18 protein-coding genes are annotated in these 18,181 nt (G+C 39.4%); 16 read left to right on the forward strand and 2 right to left on the reverse strand.

The features are described 5' to 3' along the window. Positions 1–2 precede the first annotated feature (2 nt). Together BLR84_RS11030 and BLR84_RS11035 are read left to right on the forward strand one after the other, a co-directional pair. Complete coding sequence (locus tag BLR84_RS11030; RefSeq protein ID WP_255366916.1) at positions 3–2,183, forward strand: glycoside hydrolase family 3 protein; 2,181 nt, start codon at positions 3–5, stop codon at positions 2,181–2,183. Positions 2,184–2,480: 297 nt separating this feature from the next. Then, positions 2,481–2,810 carry a hypothetical protein gene (locus BLR84_RS11035; RefSeq protein WP_090467900.1) on the forward strand — a complete coding sequence of 110 codons (330 nt, stop codon included), beginning with the start codon at positions 2,481–2,483 and terminating at the stop codon, positions 2,808–2,810. A 12-nt stretch (positions 2,811–2,822) separates the two neighbouring features. On the opposite strand, the gene BLR84_RS11040 is transcribed toward BLR84_RS11035, so the two are convergent. Together BLR84_RS11040 and BLR84_RS11045 are read right to left on the reverse strand one after the other, a co-directional pair. Beyond that, positions 2,823–3,521, reverse strand: coding sequence for a uracil-DNA glycosylase family protein (locus BLR84_RS11040; RefSeq protein WP_090469209.1), 699 nt, complete (start codon positions 3,519–3,521; stop codon positions 2,823–2,825). A 95-nt stretch (positions 3,522–3,616) separates the two neighbouring features. After that, a complete protein-coding gene (locus BLR84_RS11045) occupies positions 3,617–5,245 on the reverse strand; it encodes a carboxylesterase/lipase family protein (RefSeq protein WP_090467901.1) in 1,629 nt (542 codons plus the stop codon). A gap of 131 nt (positions 5,246–5,376) precedes the next feature. On the opposite strand from BLR84_RS11045, the gene BLR84_RS11050 reads away from it, so the two are divergent. The 14 genes from BLR84_RS11050 (at position 5,377) to BLR84_RS11115 (ending at position 18,163) form a co-directional block, all read left to right on the forward strand. Next, a complete protein-coding gene (locus tag BLR84_RS11050; RefSeq protein ID WP_090467903.1) occupies positions 5,377–6,108 on the forward strand; it encodes an NUDIX hydrolase in 732 nt (243 codons plus the stop codon). Positions 6,109–6,234: 126 nt separating this feature from the next. Then, positions 6,235–7,089, forward strand: coding sequence for a VOC family protein (locus BLR84_RS30365; protein WP_255366917.1), 855 nt, complete (start codon positions 6,235–6,237; stop codon positions 7,087–7,089). A 77-nt stretch (positions 7,090–7,166) separates the two neighbouring features. After that, positions 7,167–7,391 (forward strand): hypothetical protein, encoded by a 225-nt coding sequence (locus tag BLR84_RS30245; RefSeq protein ID WP_218128302.1) that lies wholly within the window; start codon positions 7,167–7,169, stop codon positions 7,389–7,391. Continuing rightward, entirely contained in the window at positions 7,379–7,714 is a 336-nt protein-coding gene (locus BLR84_RS30250) for a dihydrofolate reductase family protein (RefSeq protein WP_218128303.1), read from the forward strand. Before BLR84_RS30245 ends, BLR84_RS30250 begins: the two co-directional genes overlap by 13 nt. An 81-nt stretch (positions 7,715–7,795) precedes the next feature. Further along, on the forward strand, positions 7,796–8,017 hold the full coding sequence (locus BLR84_RS11070; RefSeq protein ID WP_090469215.1) for a hypothetical protein: 222 nt from the start codon (positions 7,796–7,798) through the stop codon (positions 8,015–8,017). Positions 8,018–8,078: 61 nt separating this feature from the next. After that, positions 8,079–8,471 carry a VOC family protein gene (locus BLR84_RS11075; protein WP_090467904.1) on the forward strand — a complete coding sequence of 131 codons (393 nt, stop codon included), beginning with the start codon at positions 8,079–8,081 and terminating at the stop codon, positions 8,469–8,471. A 467-nt stretch (positions 8,472–8,938) separates the two neighbouring features. Further along, positions 8,939–9,325 carry a response regulator gene (locus tag BLR84_RS11080; protein ID WP_090467906.1) on the forward strand — a complete coding sequence of 129 codons (387 nt, stop codon included), beginning with the start codon at positions 8,939–8,941 and terminating at the stop codon, positions 9,323–9,325. Next, positions 9,306–10,394 carry a sugar transferase gene (locus tag BLR84_RS11085; RefSeq protein ID WP_090467908.1) on the forward strand — a complete coding sequence of 363 codons (1,089 nt, stop codon included), beginning with the start codon at positions 9,306–9,308 and terminating at the stop codon, positions 10,392–10,394. Before BLR84_RS11080 ends, BLR84_RS11085 begins: the two co-directional genes overlap by 20 nt. A gap of 5 nt (positions 10,395–10,399) precedes the next feature. After that, the gene (locus BLR84_RS11090) at positions 10,400–11,080 is read left to right on the forward strand and encodes a TolC family protein (protein WP_090467909.1); all 681 of its coding nucleotides are present in this window, start codon (positions 10,400–10,402) and stop codon (positions 11,078–11,080) included. Positions 11,081–11,082: 2 nt separating this feature from the next. Further along, the gene (locus BLR84_RS11095) at positions 11,083–13,248 is read left to right on the forward strand and encodes an exopolysaccharide transport family protein (protein WP_090467911.1); all 2,166 of its coding nucleotides are present in this window, start codon (positions 11,083–11,085) and stop codon (positions 13,246–13,248) included. A 204-nt stretch (positions 13,249–13,452) separates the two neighbouring features. Further along, a complete protein-coding gene (locus BLR84_RS11100; protein ID WP_090467913.1) occupies positions 13,453–14,973 on the forward strand; it encodes an O-antigen ligase family protein in 1,521 nt (506 codons plus the stop codon). A gap of 4 nt (positions 14,974–14,977) precedes the next feature. Next, positions 14,978–15,592: an acyltransferase gene (locus BLR84_RS30490; RefSeq protein WP_090467915.1), complete on the forward strand. Its 615-nt coding sequence runs from the start codon at positions 14,978–14,980 to the stop codon at positions 15,590–15,592. A gap of 10 nt (positions 15,593–15,602) precedes the next feature. Next, a complete protein-coding gene (locus tag BLR84_RS11110; RefSeq protein WP_090467917.1) occupies positions 15,603–16,949 on the forward strand; it encodes an oligosaccharide flippase family protein in 1,347 nt (448 codons plus the stop codon). 2 nt (positions 16,950–16,951) lie between these two features. Continuing rightward, positions 16,952–18,163, forward strand: a complete 1,212-nt coding sequence (locus BLR84_RS11115) for a glycosyltransferase (protein ID WP_090467919.1) — start codon at positions 16,952–16,954, stop codon at positions 18,161–18,163. Positions 18,164–18,181 lie beyond the last annotated feature (18 nt).

An 18,181-nucleotide genomic window follows, 5' to 3' on the forward strand; every position in this document is an offset into this window, starting at 1 on the left:
AAATGGCTCCAACCATAAAAAATCTCACAAGATCGTCAGTCGCTATGATGGCTATATTATTCATTAGTGTTGCTACCAAGGCACAACAAAAACTTTTTTATAAAGACGCTTCGCAATCGATTGAAGTAAGAGTAAAAGATCTGTTATCCAGGCTTACACTGGAAGAAAAAATATCCCTTCTCGGTTATCGTAGCCAGGCAGTACCCCGTTTGGGCATACCAGCCTATAACTGGTGGAATGAAGCCCTGCATGGTGTGGCTCGTGCCGGAGAAGCTACTATATTTCCACAGGCCATAGGCATGTCCGCAACGTTCAATGACGATCTTTTAAAACAGGTGTCGACCGCCATATCAACAGAGGCACGTGCCAAATATAACCTGGCTATAGCACAGGACAGGCATCTGCAATATATGGGGCTTACCTTCTGGACACCCAATATCAACATCTTCCGCGATCCGCGCTGGGGTCGTGGTCAGGAAACTTATGGAGAGGATCCGTTTTTAACCGGCCGCATGGGCTCGGCATTTGTTAAGGGCTTACAGGGGGATGATCCGCGTTACCTAAAAGCCTCTGCTACCGCCAAACACTTCGCCGTTCATAGCGGCCCGGAAGCAGACCGCGATCGCTTTGATGCTAAGGTAGATGAAAAAGACCTGCGCGAAACCTATTTATATGCCTTCCACGAGCTGGTAGGTGCCGGAGTGGAATCGGTAATGAGCGCTTATAACAGGGTGAACGGTGTACCCAATTCTATCAACAAAGTATTACTTACCGATATTTTACGTAAGGAATGGGGATTTAAAGGACATGTAGTTACCGATTGCGGCGCGCTTGATGATGTTTATTTGACCCATAAAACTTTACCAACAGCGGTTGAGGTTGCAGCAGCAGCCTTAAAAGCTGGTGTTAATTTAGACTGTTCTTCCATTTTACAAAATGATGGTTTAAAAGCCATTCAGCAAAAATTATTGACCGAGAAAGATGTGGACGTAGCATTAGGACCTATTTTAGGTACAGAATTTAAACTTGGTTTTTATGACGATCCGACACTCAACCCTTATCATGGTTATGGTGTAGATAGTATTCATAATACACAGCATATAGCTCTTGCCCGTAAAGTAGCTCAGCAAAGTATGGTGTTACTTAAAAACGACAAGAATATTTTACCATTGAGCAAAGCCAATGTATCCAGTATTATGGTTGTAGGCCCCAACGCGGCATCTCTTGATGCTATGGTAGCCAATTATCATGGTACAAGCAGTAAGGTTATAAACTTTGTAGAAGGAATCACTGCCGCGGTTAGTAAATCAACCAGGGTTGAATATGACCTGGGGTGTGATTACAAAGATACTACTCATTTTGGCGGTACCTGGGCTGCCGGCAATGCTGATGTCACCATCGCTGTGATCGGATTATCGCCGGTATTAGAAGGTGAAGCCGGCGACGCGTTTTTATCAAACAGTGGTGGCGACAAAAAAGATCTGAGTTTGCCAGCCAGTGAGATCGCATTTATAAAAGCGTTGAGAAAAGGCGTTAAAACCAAGCCCATTATTGCCGTGATTACCGCAGGCAGTGATATTGACGTTTCGGCTATTGAACCTTATGTTGATGCGGTTATATTTGCCTGGTACCCTGGCGAACAAGGTGGTAACGCTCTGGCCGATCTGGTGTTTGGCGATGTTTCCCCTTCGGGTCATTTACCGCTTACATTTTATAAGGATATGAGCAATCTACCAGATTACCAGGATTACAATATGAAAGGTCGTACCTATAGGTATTACGACGGCCCGGTTCAGTATCCCTTTGGGTTTGGTTTAAGCTATACATCATTTGCTTATACCTTGGGTAACAAACCCAAAAACTCCTACAAAAAGGCAGACACGCTATCAGTAACAGTTAATGTAAAAAATACCGGTGAAATGAATGGCGATGAGGTTGTTCAGGCTTATGTTGAATATCCTAAGTTTGAAAGAATGCCGATTAAGGAATTAAAAAGCTTTAAGCGTATCAGCCTGGCAAAAGATGGTGAAGGATCGGTTACGTTAAAAATACCTGTCCGGGATCTGCAAAAATGGGATATGATTACCCACCAATGGAAAATATATCCAGGTAAATATAAATTAGTGCTGGGCAGTAACTCTGCTGACGAAAAAGCAAGCCTCGATTTTAATGTAGCTAAGTAAAATATAGCAAGGTATGATATCCTGAACCGTTTAGGATATCATACCTCATTTACCATGTAAGTCAATGGATCTAATCCCTGAGCATGCTGGACATTTTGTTATAAAAGTGGGTTTACATGGTTTACACTTTTCATGGTTAACATTTATCTATATAATTGAAAATCAAAAAATTATATAAATTTTCTGTCATATTTTGGGTTTACACTGGTAACCATGATGCAACGCACCCCATGTCTTATTTAAGTTTACCAAAACAATTCCATACACCTTTTGTCTATAAACTTAAATCAATATATCATGATTACCAGCGGCGTTACAATCGGGATAAATAAGCAAGATGGTACTCCTATTAACATTGCCATTGATCCGGTAGATGTAAATAAGGCTCAATCTGAAACCCCTAATTCGAGCACTTATAAATTATACAGGGATACCGATAGCGCTAAGACATTTGATAAGGGCTATCTCGGCGCCATAACCCTGGATAGTGCAGACAATAGCTACCAATACTCCGGTGGTACGGAACTTACCGATTTTGAATTGAAACAGTTAGCAGATTTCATCCGCAATTACCATGCTACCGGAAAAGAATTTGATGACCATAATCGGGATATCACTACCAAGTGATATGCTATCCACTTACAAAAGAACTTTATTAAACTCCCGGATATATTTATCAATATAATCTTGTTTTGTTCTTGCCTTGTATTGCATAATGTACCTTGGATGCTCCAGCGCGATGATCTGTTTAAAAAACTGTTTCTCATCGTTTAGTTTTCGTAAAAAAGCTTCATTCTTCCCAGTTCCAAAACAAAAACAAACATCAGTTTCAAAGCCTATCGCTATTTGCTTCTGTATATTTTCTACAATGAACGGATATACCGCCTTTTGTAATGCCGGAGTATCGTAATAGTTATAATTCGTTTCCTTTCCATTGCTGCCAGTAATAGTAAAACCCAGCGGACAAACAGAATGGATATAAAACTGCTCATAGAACTCCGTTATACCCCCAAATGCACCTATCATTTCGTAAACGTACTCTGATGATGGCTCATGTGTCATTGGCCCCTCAAAAGGTATCTGACATTGATTGATCATTCTTTTTGGATCTGTAAATGATACCCCTGTCATACCAGAGCCAAACCTGCCCGGATTAATACCCAATATTAAATGCCGGGGATGGTCATCACTATAGTACTTACGGTAAAACTGGGTAGAAACCTGCATGGCAGGCCCGTTCTCTTTAAACGGGTTCATAATACTGATGCCAGATGGCAATACTCCGGCAAACTCAAGCTGCTGGTTAAAGGAAATTATTCTATCGGCAAACGTGCTCATATTAAGCGCTAACTTATTTAAAAAGAAACGGTATAAAAAATAAAATCCCGGCTCCAATAGGTAACCGGGATCTATAAGAATCAGTTAGTCAATAATTATTTCATATATTCCTTATCCAGGAACAGGTAACGAGCCCGGTTTACTTCGGTTTTAAGCTGACTTACAACGTCAATAGTCATAAATTTCACATGGTCGTTATCCTTAATGGCCTCCCACTTAGGCTGACCATTCCCATTGGGGTTACCCGTTTTTATAAAATTGGCAAAGTAGTTTTCCATGGTGGCGGATACTTTGTAATCCTCAGGCGTCCAGGCATAAACCTTATTACTGGCCAGGTTACCCATCGCATATTCAATTTCTGAAGCATGCGGAGCGCCAACAGCTACAGGTTTAGGAGCTACTGCTTTGGAAGCATCCCCCTTTACTACTCCACCGGCAAGGCCAGGTGTTGCATTACCCATTTGAGCCGTCATGGCAGGCCGTATACGGGCAAACTCATAACGATACACTGGTTTATCGCCTGTTTTTACCTGCAGATCGGCCCATTTCCAGGTACTGTAAACTATAAAACGATCACTGGACAAAGCGGTTGCTGATTTGATCACCTCATCATTTGTTGATGCAGGATATAACTTTAAAGCCTCGTCGGCACGGTCACCGTAAAGTTGTTTTAATACTTTGGTATAATTTTCAAGAGTTGGCGCATCACCTCTGAACAGAAATTGATAAGGTACTTCCGCAGAGTTCCATCCCACCAAAAGAGGTACATGAGCCTGCTCGCCGGCTTCAAAAATTTCAGGTAAGGATTTTGGCAATAAGTAACCATCAATGGTAGCCGAGGTTGCTCCTGCCGAGAAAACAGAATCAAGTAATTGTTTTGCAGGCAAAGCTCTCAATTCGGCTAAAGAATTAGCTTTTAGTCGCACTGCAAAATCTGTTCCTTTTTTCTCGCCCTCAGCCAGTGGAATCGGGTAAAGTGTTGGTTTGATGCCAGCTCCGCTTTCGCCAATGGCACCAGCTATCAGATCTTTTGATAAAGGAGAAGCCATTTGTACCGATACTGAAATTGAACCCGCTGATTCACCGGCAATAGTAACCCGTTTGGGGTCGCCGCCAAATGCCGCGATATTTTTTTGTACCCACAACAAAGCAGCATGCTGATCAAGATACCCATAATTACCTGAGGAATGATTAGGCGATTCTTTGGTTAGCTCCGGGTGGGCAAAAAAACCAAATATCCCCAGCCTGTAATTTACAGTAAGTGCTACAATACCTTTCTTAGCCATACTTTCCCCATCATAACGTGGCTCAGATCCATCGCCTGCCGCTAATCCGCCACCATAAAAATAAACCAATACAGGCAGCTTCTCTTTACTGCCGGTTTTAGCAGGTGTCCAAACATTCAGGTACAAACAATCTTCACTCATGCCGGCAGAACGGAAACCCATATCACCAAATATTGGTTTCTGCATGGGGTTATTACCAAAATGGTCGGCTTTCAATACGCCCTGCCAGTTTTGAGCAGGTTGTGGCTCTTTCCACCGCAGATCACCTACAGGAGGTTGTGCATAAGGAATACCCTTAAATATCAAAATGGGCGAACCGGCCTCTCTTGTCCCCTCCACTACCCCATTCTGCGTGCTTACCTGGTTGCTTGTTTGGGCAAACACTTTTACGGTAACAATTTGTGTAAGCAGCCATACTGCTAATAGCGTTTTCTTCATATTGGTTGCAATTTATAATTGGCTTAAAATGAGTAAGTTTATATTATTGTATCATTTTGTTACAATAATAAATTAAATTTAATTAAGCATCAATTTTTTTGTTAATTGCCTCTTGATTTTTACAATAATAAATGGACAACGAGTTTATTAAGCAAGAAATGAATGTTACCGGCGAAGGCTTTTTACCGGGCCTGGCTATTGATACAGTTATTTTTGGTTTTCATGATGATGAACTCAAAGTCCTGCTCTTGAGCTATAAGCATACAGATTTATATGCACTACCCGGTGGATTTATACATGTTGACGAAGATGTTAACGAAGCTGCTCGCCGCGTTTTGTTTAGCCGTACCGGGCTGATCAATATTTTTCTTGAGCAGTTTTATGTATTTGGCGATAAAAGCCGGCACGATGCTACACCCCTTAAAACCATTATGAAAGCCCGTGGCTTTACGCCCCCCGAAGACCATTGGTTGTTAAAGCGTTTTGTATCTGTTGGTTATTATGCTTTGGTTGATTTTACCAAAGCTATTCCTACACCCGATAGCATATCTGACAGTTGTGATTGGTTTGGTTTGGATAATTTGCCCACCTTAATGCAGGATCACCGGCAAATCATTGGCAAGGCATTACAAACCTTACAAGCTAATCTTGATCATAAACTCATCGGCTTCAATCTCCTGTCAGAAAACTTTACTATGGGTGATCTGCAGCGGCTTTATGAAACCGTTTTGAATAAAAAGTTGATCCGTGCTGCATTTCAGCGTAAAATGCTGGCTTTAGGTATACTGGAACGGCTTGCCAAAAAATGGACCGGAGGGGCTCATAAAGCACCCTATTTGTACCGTTTTGTTGCCAGAGATTAGCATTATGTCATAATCAGCCCCTTAATTGTCGTATTCACCCCTTTCGCATCCTGTTTGATGAAGGTAAATTTGATCTGTCACTAATTCATAAATAACAGACCAACAAATACTTAAATTAAACAGAAGATGATAACAATTAACCCCTATTTGAATTTTGCCGGTAATACGGAAGAAGCGTTTAACTTTTACAGGTCAGTTTTTGGCGGAGAGTTTTTAGCCTTAATACGTTATAAAGATACTTTTGAAGCCGAACGCACACCCGATGCAGATAAGGATAAATTAATGCATGTAGCCTTACCCATGGGTAAGGGAAATGCGTTGATGGGTACCGATGTTTTAGGTCAAATGGCTAATGATCTGGTTCAAAGCAACAGTTTTTATATCTGCATGAACGGCGAGACGCCTGAGGAAACAGAAAAATTATTTAACACCCTTGCTGTTGGTGGCAAAGTTGTTTACCCATTTGATAAAGCGCCGTGGGGCGGTTATTTCGGTCAACTGATAGATCAGTTTGGCATTCAATGGATGGCCGATTCGATGAATACCATCAACCCTTACCTTAATTTTGCAGGCAATACCGAAGATGCATTTAATTTCTACCGCTCTGTTTTTGGCGGTGATTTTTTCATGCTGATCCGTTTCAAGGATAGCCCTGAAGCCGATCACACCCCTAAAGAAGATTTAGATAAACTAATGCATATATCCTTACCCATTGGCGAAGTCGGAAAAGGGAATGTACTCATGGCTACCGATGCTACGGGTAAAATGGGAGAAGGTTTTGAACGCGGTAATAACTGTCACCTTACTATTAACGGGGGTACTGTAGAAGAAACGAGAATATTATTTAATGCGCTTGCAGCCGGTGGAGGAACGGTAGTTTGTCCATTTGATAAAGCGCCCTGGGGAGGCAGTTACTTTGGTATGGTAACCGATCAGTTTGGTGTTCAGTGGATGGCCGATTCTGTCGATGATCAACAATAATATATCTCAAACACCGACAGTTCCAACAATCAAACCAAGGGACAACAATCAACTTCGACAAACAATAAATAAAAATTATGAGCAGAATTATCTTTGACAGCGGAATATCACTTGATGGCTTTTTTGCAGGCGATAACAGAAGTCCAAGCAATCCAATGGGCGGCGTTTCGCCAAATATCCACATGTGGATGTTTAAACAAAAAGCATTTTGGAAACACATCAATATGGAAGGCGGTGAAGAATACGGTGCAGACAGTAAACTAATTGATGATGTTTTTGCAAGGCGGATGTGTATGTTCTGACACACGAAGAACGCGAGCCCTGGGTTCAAAAGGGGACAACAACTTTTTATTTCATCAATGACGGAATACAGAGCGCATTAGAAAAAGCAAGACAATCAGCCAAAGGAAAGGACATAAGAATACAAGGTGGTGCCAATACTATTCAACAATATCTCAATGCAGGTCTTGTGGACGAATTTTTCATTCACATTGCTCCCGTTTTTTTAGGAAGTGGTATCCGGCTGTTTGACGGCATTGACAAAGACAAATATGATCTCCAGATTGTGGAGGTAATACCAGCAGACTTAACAACACACTTGAGATACAAACTGACGAAGAAATAATTGTTTAAGTTATATCACTAGTCCCTTGTGTTTATGCAAGGTTCCATTGAAGCAGGCAATAGCGTATTTAAGAAAGTCAATATGAATGTCGAAGTTTTTAAAACCAATGTAAGCACACGTCGATATGCCAATAAACTGGTCAACCAGATACACAAAGCGTTTACACATTACAATGCAAATTTTGATCTGGACGACTGTGATAAAATATTACGTATTCAATGTACTAAAGGTGTTATTGGATCCAGGAAACTTATCATTTTTTTAAAAGATTATGGTTGCCTGGCGGAAGTTCTACCCGGCTAAAGTTTTAGGCCGTCAAACAAAAAATAATTAATTTACTTATTAATTAATAAATCAGAAGATCATGTTAGATTATAATAGCACATTTAGTAGCTTTTCAGTGGACGATTTATCCCTGGCAAAAGAGTTTTATGGCAAAACCCTTGGTCTCCATATTTACGATGACAAAGAGATGCCTAACCTGCTGAACCTTCAACTAAATGATGGCAACACCATCCTGATCTACCCCAAGCCAAATCACCAGGCAGCTACATTCACTATACTTAATTTCACTGTAAACAACATTGAAAAAACGGTTGATGAGCTAACAAAGCTCGGCGTAAAATTTATCATTTATAATGATGAAAATTTTAAAACTAACGATAAAGGGATCTTAAAAGGCGACGAGCGCGGTCCAACTATAGCCTGGTTTAACGATCCCGCGGGCAATATTTTATCGCTTATTGAGAAGCCTTAAGTAATTACCCTATTTTCTTTTTAATACAAAAGCGTAATTATTGCTTACATACCATATCAACTCATAGTAAATTTATTCCCTAACAGGGAATAAATTCCTCAATTACCCACTTCCGGGTAAAAACAATATACTGTTCAAAAGATGGATCAATACCCATAATGCCTTCTATAAGCATAATATGAGTGTGTTTGCAAATAAAACGGCTTTCCTAAGCTGTGACGGGTATTATTTGCGTACTTTCGGTATAGTAATTGAATATGTATCCAAAATTGAATGTTAGTGCTTAGCTTTTACATTTCATCAATAAAAACAAACACTGGATACCGTTTCAACGTAAACCCGCTTGTTTCTATAGATCATAATAAATAATCCATTCATAGGGATTTAATAAAGGTTCGCTGCACTGATCATTTACAATTAAAACATGTTTACAACTTAATTAATTCAGGTTTTATAAATCTTCAGGAATGAAAAAAACCCTACTTATTGTTGATGACGATTTAAGTATTTTAAAGTTACTCAACTTTATCCTTTCAAAGGATTACGATATAGTTGTTAAAAACAACGGGATTGACGCCTTTGGCTGGCTCGAGGATGGCAACATGCCCGAGTTAATAATTTCCGATCTTCAAATGCCTTATTTTGATGGTCAGTCATTTGTGAAAAATGTCAAGATCAGCGGTTTTTATCGTGATCTGCCCGTGATATTGCTTTCAGCTGCTCACGACCTTGATGAACAAGTAAGTAAAATGCCTTTTAAGGTTGATGCCTGCATTCACAAGCCATTTAAACCCAGCGAATTAAAAACGGCCATTAACCAACTTTTACAAGTTTATGAGTCAACAAACATCTGATTGGAACGAAAATTCAGGTTCCCATGTCAGGATTGCTTACGCAGGCCTGGCGCTAAAAGAGTTGGTTTTTGCCGGTCTTAATGAGAATTTTAAAGTAATTTATAATGATTCCATTGGCCAGTTGGAAGAATATTTAGGTAATCAATCTATTTTGACCGTTCCGGATATTATTTTAATGGAAGTTGACGCCGACGGTGAGTGTTTTAAAATGGTGGAGGAGATCAAGAAAAGCTTTTTACTGCATGGATCGATCATCGTTCTTTTATCATCAATTGATGACAAAAGCCTTAAGCTAAAAGCCATGCAGTTAAAAGTACACGATTTTTATAGTGTGCCCTTCCTGATCGATAACCTGCGCGAGCGTTTAAACTTCCTGGTTACGTTTAAACTGATCAGGCCAAGATTGCTTGAACTTTCTAAAGAAGTAGACACTACTTACAAAATGCCATTCGGCAAGCGTTTAATTGACTTACTTATATCTTGCAGTATGTTATTTGTGTTATCTCCGATATTCCTCATCATTGCTATACTCATTAAATTGGATTCAAAAGGTCCAGTGTTTTATAGAAGCAAACGGGTTGGTACTGGTTATAAAGTATTCGATTTTTATAAATTCAGATCGATGCGCACCGACGCTGACCAGTTGCTGGCAAAATTATCAACAGAAAGTAATCAATACGCATCAGAAACAGGAACTAATAAAGCCGCGTTTGTAAAAATCAAGAACGATCCACGCATTACTAAGCTCGGACAATTTTTACGCAATTCAAGTCTTGATGAGCTGCCTCAGTTGTTTAACATCCTGGTAGGTGATATGTCTGTAGTAGGTAACCGGCCATTGCCAGTTTATGAAGCAGAAATGTTAACTTCAAACGAGTGGTCAATGCGTTTCCTGGGTCCGGCAGGTTTAACCGGTCTTTGGCAGATCAGCAAAAGAGGAAAAGAAGACATGTCTGAGCGTGAAAGAAAAAAATTAGATAATTTTTATGCTCAGAAATATTCTATTTGGTTAGATTTAAGGATTATTATGGGAACTATACCTGCACTATTCCAAAAAGAAAAAGTATAAAACTAATGAACAAAAATATTATAAAGCTTTCCTTTTTATTAATCTTTATCGTTTTTACAAATAATATATACGCCCAGGAATCTTTTATCAAAGATATCTCCTACCCGTATCTCGAAAAACTGATAGCAACTGCAAAGAAAAATTACCCGGAAGTTAAGTTAAGACAAAGCCAGGTTAACGCGGCCAAAAGCAATTACAATGCTACTAAATTCGCATGGCTCGATGGTTTAACGGCATCTTATATCTATAGTCCGCAAAATTCTATTAATCTTTCCACTCCTACTATTTTTAAAGGTTATCAATTAGCCGTATCCCTTAACATAGGTCAGCTACTAAAAAATCCGGCCACAACCAATGCGGCTAAAGAGACGTATAAAGTAGCAGAATATCAGCAAAGCGAATATTTATTAAGCCTTGAGGCCCAGGTAAAACGCTTTTATTTTGCCTATCTGGAAGCACAGGCCGAACTCAGGTTACGATCAAACGCGGTACTTGACGCTGAAGGTGCCGTTAAACAATTAAAATACGCCTTTCAAAAAGGTGAAACTACTTTTCAGATCTATAACGAACAGTTAAACAGTCTTTACAATCAAAACTCATTTAAAGTACAAGCTGAATTGGCCACATTTACAGCGAAAACCAATCTGGAAGAATTATTGGGTACTAAGTTAGAAGAGATTAAATAATAATGGAGATAGCTAAGTTTTTTAAACTTTTACATAAATATAGAAACACCCTCATTATCATTCCGCTGGTAACGGTAATTGGCTCATTTTTTCTGGTTAAAAACCTGCCTAACAATTACATTTCCCATGCGCAGATAGCAACCGGTATTGTTGATGCCTCCAGGCACTTGCTGGATAAAGATGACAATGTAAATGCCCAGGAGCAACAGGTTTTTCGTGAGTTTAGCAACCTGATCGCTATTATGAAACTCAAGAAACTGATCAACCAGGTTTCTTACCAGCTCATGATCCACGATTTGAGCAACCCTACCCCATTCCGTAAATTCAGTAAGGAATTAACCGGATTACATCCTTATGAACGCGATAGAGCCCTGGTCGTATTTAAAAGTAAATTCCAAAGCATGGAACCTTTATCGCTTTATGATAAAGAAGAGGATAAGCTAAATGACATCCTCATATCCATGAAATATGATGAGCGTTCGATCATGAAAGAGCTTACCATAGCACGTGACGAGGATAGCGATTTTATTTCGGTAAGCTTTGATTCAGAAAACCCACAATTATCAGCATTTATAGTCAATACTTTATGTAAACAATTCATTGATTACTATACCCAGAGTGTTAGGCAAAATGAAACAAATGCGGTAAATTTCTTATCCAAATTATTGGAAGAAAAAAAGAACGCTTTAAGTAAAAAAACAGAAGAACTACAGAAATACAAGATACAGAATGGTGTACTTAGTCTTGATGAACAATCTAAGGCTATTTTTGGCCAAATCATGGTTTATAACGACAAAAAGTTACAAGCCGAAAAAGATATTATCTCTTATGATGGGGCTATTAATGCCATTAACAGCAAGTTTCAACCTGGCGATAGGAAATATGTTGAAGCCTCGGTAAGTAAATACAACCAGGCTATTACTGCGACTCAGGATCAGCTTCATATCCTGGAAGACAGGTATGTACGCAGCGGATTTAACCCTCGTTATAAAAACACGATAGATTCTGTTCAAAATGTTCTTACTGCCCAGGTAAACCAATCGTCAGATAAATATCTTACTAATCCTTTGGTAGCCAAGGATGATTTGATCCATCAAAAGTTAACACTTGAAATATCAAGGGACCTGGCCAAATACAGCGTAAAATCAATCGATAATGAGCTGGCCAGCCTTAATGCTAAATTCTCACGCCTGGTACCATTTGACGCTACGGTAAAAACCTATGATTTTGATATTGATATTGCCGGCAAGGAATACCTCGACGTTTTAAACAGGTATAACGAAACTAACCTGAAGTCTAACTTCTCCATCAACCTGAGACAGGTTGAAATTGCTACTCCCGATGTGGCACAACCATCAAAGAAAATATTCCTTATTGCTTTGAGTGTTATATTAAGTGTATTTGCCTGCTTATTTGTACTATTTGTGTTGTTTTATTTGGATAAAAGCATCCAAGATCCGTCAGATCTGGTTAATAAAACACAATTACCTTTATTGGGCTATTTGAACCGCATTAAAGGTGAAAATCTCGACCTGAAAAAACTCTGGGATGTAGAACACCGGGATAAAATGAAGCAATTTAAAGAATTGATCAGATCGATTCGGTTTGAAATTGACCAGGAGTTACAAGGGGATAAAGTTATTGCCATAACCAGTTTAAATGCAACAGAGGGTAAAACCTTATTGGCTATTAGTTTAGCTTACTCTTATTCCATGATCAATAAAAAGGTATTATTGATTGACGGGAATTTTGATAACCCTACCGTTAGTAAAACAGCCTTGCCTGGTGTATATGTTGAGGATTACTTTAAAAATAACCCGCTTAATGCACATGTAGTGAATAGCAGTACAGCTACTGTACTTGGAAATCATGGCGGAGATGTTACCTTATTTGAAATTGGAGATGAAGCCTTTGTAAAAAATCGTTTTGATGATTTTAAGTCAAAGTATGATATTATCATTATTGATACTGCTCCATTAAGCTCTTTAAATAAATCAAAGGAGTGGTTATTGTTCGCCAATAAAACCCTTGCAGTTTTCGAATCGGGTAAAAGCATCACTAACAGCCAAAAGCCGGATATAGCCTATCTGCGTAGCCTTAATCATAAATTCGCGGGGTGGGTACTTAACAAAACCGATTTCAATCAGAAAAAAGAATCAGCATCATAAACCAAAGCCTTTCAGTAGAGGTTAATATTGATGTAAAACTACAATAGCTATGAGGTTGGAACCAAAGAAACAGGAATTTGACCCATTTGAGAATTTAAGTCCCCTGCAAAAAAAAACGCGTAAGGCTGCTATCGTTGTCGCTTTTATTGGATCATTTGCCTGGGTAATTAAAATTCTATTTTTTTAAAACCTTAATAACAGCAAATGCTGAATAGTATCAACAACAGTAATGAAACAAAAACATCACTTTGGAAAAGCATGTTAATACAAAAGCTATCCAACAAAGTGGTGATATTGTTATTGTTGTTAGCTTCGCTACTCTTTAGTTATATCGTGTTTAAATTTGGGATAATTGGAGGTGGTATAGTCTTAACCCTGCTTGTTGGTATTCCCATATTATATGGCATCGTAGCCTATCCTAAATTCGGAATAGCGATCCTTATTTTCGCATCCTTTTTTGTAAACTATGTTTCGGAGATCGTTCCGGAAATAGCCCCCATAGGCACACTGCTTGATGCGATAACGTATTTGCTGATCCTTGGTTTTTTCATTAAACAAAAAAGAGAGCATGATTGGTCGCGCTTTAAAAATCCGATCAGTTATATTATTCTCATCTGGCTGGCATATAACTTTATTGAGGTCATAAACCCATGGGCTACATCAAGGCTTGCCTGGGTATATACTGTGCGTACAGTTGGTTTTATTATGATGATGTACTTTGTATTTGTATATCATATCAGATCTGTTGATTTTATAAAGTTTTTGCTAAAACTATGGCTTGCCTTTTCCTGCATAGCTGCTATATCAGCGTTTCAACAGGAAAATTTTGGTTTTTTCTGGTTTGAAAAAGACTATCTGTATGCAGATCCGTTAAGAGTAAGCCTGCTTTTTATCAATGGACATATGCGTAAATTCGGCATTTTTCCAGATCCTGTTACTTTTTCATATAACATGGTAGTGGCCGCTTTGCTTTGCATCGCTTTAATTATGGGTAACCACAGTTTGCGTAAAAAAATAGCCTTAGGCTTTATGGCAGCGTTTTTCCTTTTCGTGATGCTTTATTCGGGTACCCGGGCCGCTTATGTGCTTGTACCTGCATCACTTCTGATGCTTGCTGTACTAAATTTTAATAAAAAGGTGATGTTATTTGCTGTTACAGCGGGTTTAATGCTTGGCTTTTTAATAGTAATGCCTACTTCAAACCCATTGATCAAACGGTTTCAAACAGCATTTAACCCGTCTGACGATCCATCATACAACGTTAGGGCAGAGAATCAAAAACGAATAAAACCTTACATTTTGTCGCATCCTATTGGTGGTGGACTCGGTTCTGTTGGTGTTTGGGGACGCCGCTTCTCACCAAATTCCGAATTATCAAAATTCCCTCCGGATAGCGGCTATGTGCGTGTCGCGGTTGAGATGGGCTGGATCGGGTTGATTCTTTTTTGCACATTAATATTCATAGCCCTTTATAATGGTATTAATTACTATTACAGGATCAGAAATCCGGAGCTTAAGAATTACTGTATGGCTATGATATTGGTCATCTTTGCCTTCAATATAGGTAACTTCCCACAGCAGGCACTGGTACAATATCCAAGTAATGTTCTATTCTATTTAGCTATAGCCATCATCGTAGCTTGTATGCGTTTAGATAATGAAGAACAGACAAAGATTATAGCCCAGCCACCGCTGAATGAACATAAATTACAGAAATGGAGTTAAGTAAATGGCGTTAGTATCAACAATAAAGTCAAATCCTGGTTTAAAGCGCTTTGTGCACTGGTTAATTGTGCGCAGTGGCGAAGCTAAACCCAGGCTATGGGTACGCTGGTTTGTTAATCCATTTTTTCATAAACGAGGCAAAAGATCAGTTGTAAGGTTTAAAGCACGAATGGACATATTTCCCTTCAACAATTTCTCACTGGGTAACAACAGTATTATTGAAGATTTTGCCACCATCAACAATGGCGTTGGTGATGTTATTATAGGCAACAATTGTGGCATTGGCATCAGTAATGTATTGATAGGCCCCGTGAATCTGGGCAATTACGTGATGCTTGCCCAAAACATTGTGCTTTCCGGGCTTAACCATGGTTATGAAGATATCACTATCCCACCTCGCCTACAAAAAGTAACTACCAAACAGATCACCATTGCCGACAATGTTTGGATAGGCGCAAATAGTGTGGTGACAGCTGGTGTTACCATTGGTAAGCATGCAATCATTGGCGCCGGCAGCGTGGTCACCAAAGATATACCAGAATATAGTGTAGCGGTTGGTAACCCGGCAAAGGTGATCAAAAGATATAACTTCACAACTAACAGCTGGGAAAAAGCGTAACAAATGATACATGGGCTTTTTTAAAAAAGTGATCAACAAACACACGCTTTCTTTAGCCAGTAATGCCATTATGCCGGTATTGGGTATGGCTATACTATCGCTGATGGCTCGTTACCTTTCCAAACCCGATTTTGGCGATTATATCTTTTTCCTCATCGTATTTACCCTGGCTGACACCTTTCGTACCGGCTTCATGCAAACATCGCTCATCAAATTTTACGCGGGCACTGATAAAACGCGGGCAGCCAACATTGCAGGCTCAGCATGGTACCTGGGTTTCATGATCGTGCTGGCATTTGGGATAGGTAATCTGCTGATGTACTTTTTCTACTTCGGTAATAACCCGAATATGTTTATGATCATCAAGTGGTTCAGTGCCATATTTCTTTGCACACTCCCCTCAGCTATAGCCATGTGGACATTACAGGCTGAGGAACGCTTTGATAAATTGTTTCTATTGCAACTGGTAAACCAGGGAGGCTTTTTTATACTGATACTGCTGCTCATCATTTTTCATCGGGCCAGTTTTCAAAATGCACTATATAGTTATCTTATTAACAACATTCTGAGTAGTGTGATCACCATGATTATAGGCTGGTCAAAGGTAAAAACCATCAGCAGCAAAAGCTGGACATCGATCAAAGAGCTGGCTCATTTTGGCAAATTCAGTGTCGGTACTTCCATCAGCTCCTATCTGCTACGCAGTTCGGATACCTTCATCATTAAAATGATGTTTCCATCCGAATTACTGGCCGTTTATTATATCCCTCAGCGCCTCATGGAGATATTTGAGATACCACTCCGGGCATTTATTGCTACGGCCTTGCCTGTGATGTCAGCAGCGGTTCATCGTGACGATAAACGATATGTATCCTACATCATGAAAAAGTATGCAGGTATGCTTACTATCGCACTTATTCCTGTCGCTATAGTTTCATTTATAGCTGCTGATCTGATCATTGGGTTACTTTTTGGCGGTAAATACCAACATTCGGATGCCGGTAACATCTTTCGCATATTTATGTGTTTTGTAATGCTGTTACCTATTGATAGATTTTTTGGAATAACGCTTGATATCATTGGTAAACCACAGTTAAACATGATCAAAGTATTTATTATGCTGGCTGTAAATGTCGCTGGGGATTTCGCGGGTATATTCATCTTCCATAGTCTTTATGGCGTGGCTATTGCTTCTATATTCACGTTTTTTTCGGGGGCGATATTTGGTTATTGGGCCCTTAAAAAGCATCTGGAATTTAAGATCGGGGATATATTTAAACTGGGTTACATCGAGCTCATGGAACTGTTAGGTATATTGTATCAAAAATTGCGCAAGAAAGAATTGAAGCAAGACTAATCATGGAGTTGAAAAACAGGCATATCATTATATTTTCGCAAATGCAGTTTGACGGCCGCCTGGAGTCGACTAATTATACCATGGCCAAACACCTGGCCAAAGACAATTATGTGTATTATGTAGACCGTCCTTTTACCTGGAAAGATTATATCAAGTTCAGAGATACCAAAGCATACAAGATACGAAAGCCGCATTTTTTTTCATCGGCCAATAGTTACATTCAAACCAATATTCCTAACCTAAAAATCATTATTTCTCCCCCGGTGCCTTCCATTAATATGCTTCCTGAAGGTTTGCTGTATCGTATCGCTGTCAAATTCAATGAAGGTATAGTTGCCAGGAGACTTAAAAAGGTAATTAAGAACCTGAATATTAAGGATTATATCTACATCAATTCTTATAACTACACCTACCCTACCTTTCATCAATTGATAAAGCCGGTATTAACCGTTTATCATTGTGTTGATCCACTGGTTGAAGAATACCAGGTCAGACATGGACTGATATCTGAGGATATGGTAGTAAAAAGTGTAGATCTGGTGATTTGCACCAGCAAACAATTAAGAGACAGCAAAAAGAAACTAAACGGTAACTCCTTTTTTATTCCCAACGCTGCAAACATAGCGCACAGCCAAAAAGCGCTTGATCCACTACTACCCGTAGCTGATATCCTATCGGATATCAAAAAGCCGGTTATCGGGTATTTTGGAAATATAGAACGGCGTATTGATTATGATCTGCTCGCTGAAATATTGCAACAAAACCCGGATAAGAACTTTGTTTTTGTGGGGCCTGTTGATATCCATTATTTAGATCATGCTACCTTCAAGGCACCTAATATATCGTTAAAAGGCCCGGTACCCTATGAACAGATGCCAGCCGTATTAAAAGGCTTTGATGTGGCTATTATCCCTTTTAAAAAGGATGAGGTAAGCAATTCTATATTCCCACTAAAACTATTTGAGTATCTGGGCTCTGGACGGCCTGTAGTATCAACCGATTTTAATATTGATCTGCGCGAATTTACAAACGACACTGTAACCTACTGCAGCAATGCCATTGAGTTTTCGGCCGCTTTGGATGCAGCCCTAAATGACACTCCCGACCTGCAGCAAAAAAGACTTGCGGTTGCTGCAGAAAACACTTGGGAACACCGGATTTTGGAGATCAAAAACTTATTGGCATTAAATTTAGATAGAAAGCTTAATAGCTAACTTATATATAACGCCTCT

The organism is Mucilaginibacter sp. OK268, assembly GCF_900103125.1.
In the GTDB taxonomy this organism is placed as follows: Bacteria; Bacteroidota; Bacteroidia; order Sphingobacteriales; family Sphingobacteriaceae; genus Mucilaginibacter.

What these genes read in the sequence shown, in the direction of transcription:
- BLR84_RS11030 (WP_255366916.1), top strand. Translation starts at nt 3, where the DNA reads ATGGCTCCAACCATAAAAAATCTCACAAGATCGTCAGTCGCTATGATG.
- BLR84_RS11035 (WP_090467900.1), top strand. Translation starts at nt 2,481, where the DNA reads ATGATTACCAGCGGCGTTACAATCGGGATAAATAAGCAAGATGGTACT.
- BLR84_RS11040 (WP_090469209.1), bottom strand. Translation starts at nt 3,521, where the DNA reads ATGAGCACGTTTGCCGATAGAATAATTTCCTTTAACCAGCAGCTTGAG.
- BLR84_RS11045 (WP_090467901.1), bottom strand. Translation starts at nt 5,245, where the DNA reads ATGAAGAAAACGCTATTAGCAGTATGGCTGCTTACACAAATTGTTACC.
- BLR84_RS11050 (WP_090467903.1), top strand. Translation starts at nt 5,377, where the DNA reads ATGGACAACGAGTTTATTAAGCAAGAAATGAATGTTACCGGCGAAGGC.
- BLR84_RS30365 (WP_255366917.1), top strand. Translation starts at nt 6,235, where the DNA reads ATGATAACAATTAACCCCTATTTGAATTTTGCCGGTAATACGGAAGAA.
- BLR84_RS30245 (WP_218128302.1), top strand. Translation starts at nt 7,167, where the DNA reads ATGAGCAGAATTATCTTTGACAGCGGAATATCACTTGATGGCTTTTTT.
- BLR84_RS11070 (WP_090469215.1), top strand. Translation starts at nt 7,796, where the DNA reads ATGAATGTCGAAGTTTTTAAAACCAATGTAAGCACACGTCGATATGCC.
- BLR84_RS11075 (WP_090467904.1), top strand. Translation starts at nt 8,079, where the DNA reads ATGTTAGATTATAATAGCACATTTAGTAGCTTTTCAGTGGACGATTTA.
- BLR84_RS11080 (WP_090467906.1), top strand. Translation starts at nt 8,939, where the DNA reads ATGAAAAAAACCCTACTTATTGTTGATGACGATTTAAGTATTTTAAAG.
- BLR84_RS11085 (WP_090467908.1), top strand. Translation starts at nt 9,306, where the DNA reads ATGAGTCAACAAACATCTGATTGGAACGAAAATTCAGGTTCCCATGTC.
- BLR84_RS11090 (WP_090467909.1), top strand. Translation starts at nt 10,400, where the DNA reads ATGAACAAAAATATTATAAAGCTTTCCTTTTTATTAATCTTTATCGTT.
- BLR84_RS11095 (WP_090467911.1), top strand. Translation starts at nt 11,083, where the DNA reads ATGGAGATAGCTAAGTTTTTTAAACTTTTACATAAATATAGAAACACC.
- BLR84_RS11100 (WP_090467913.1), top strand. Translation starts at nt 13,453, where the DNA reads ATGCTGAATAGTATCAACAACAGTAATGAAACAAAAACATCACTTTGG.
- BLR84_RS30490 (WP_090467915.1), top strand. Translation starts at nt 14,978, where the DNA reads ATGGCGTTAGTATCAACAATAAAGTCAAATCCTGGTTTAAAGCGCTTT.
- BLR84_RS11110 (WP_090467917.1), top strand. Translation starts at nt 15,603, where the DNA reads ATGGGCTTTTTTAAAAAAGTGATCAACAAACACACGCTTTCTTTAGCC.
- BLR84_RS11115 (WP_090467919.1), top strand. Translation starts at nt 16,952, where the DNA reads ATGGAGTTGAAAAACAGGCATATCATTATATTTTCGCAAATGCAGTTT.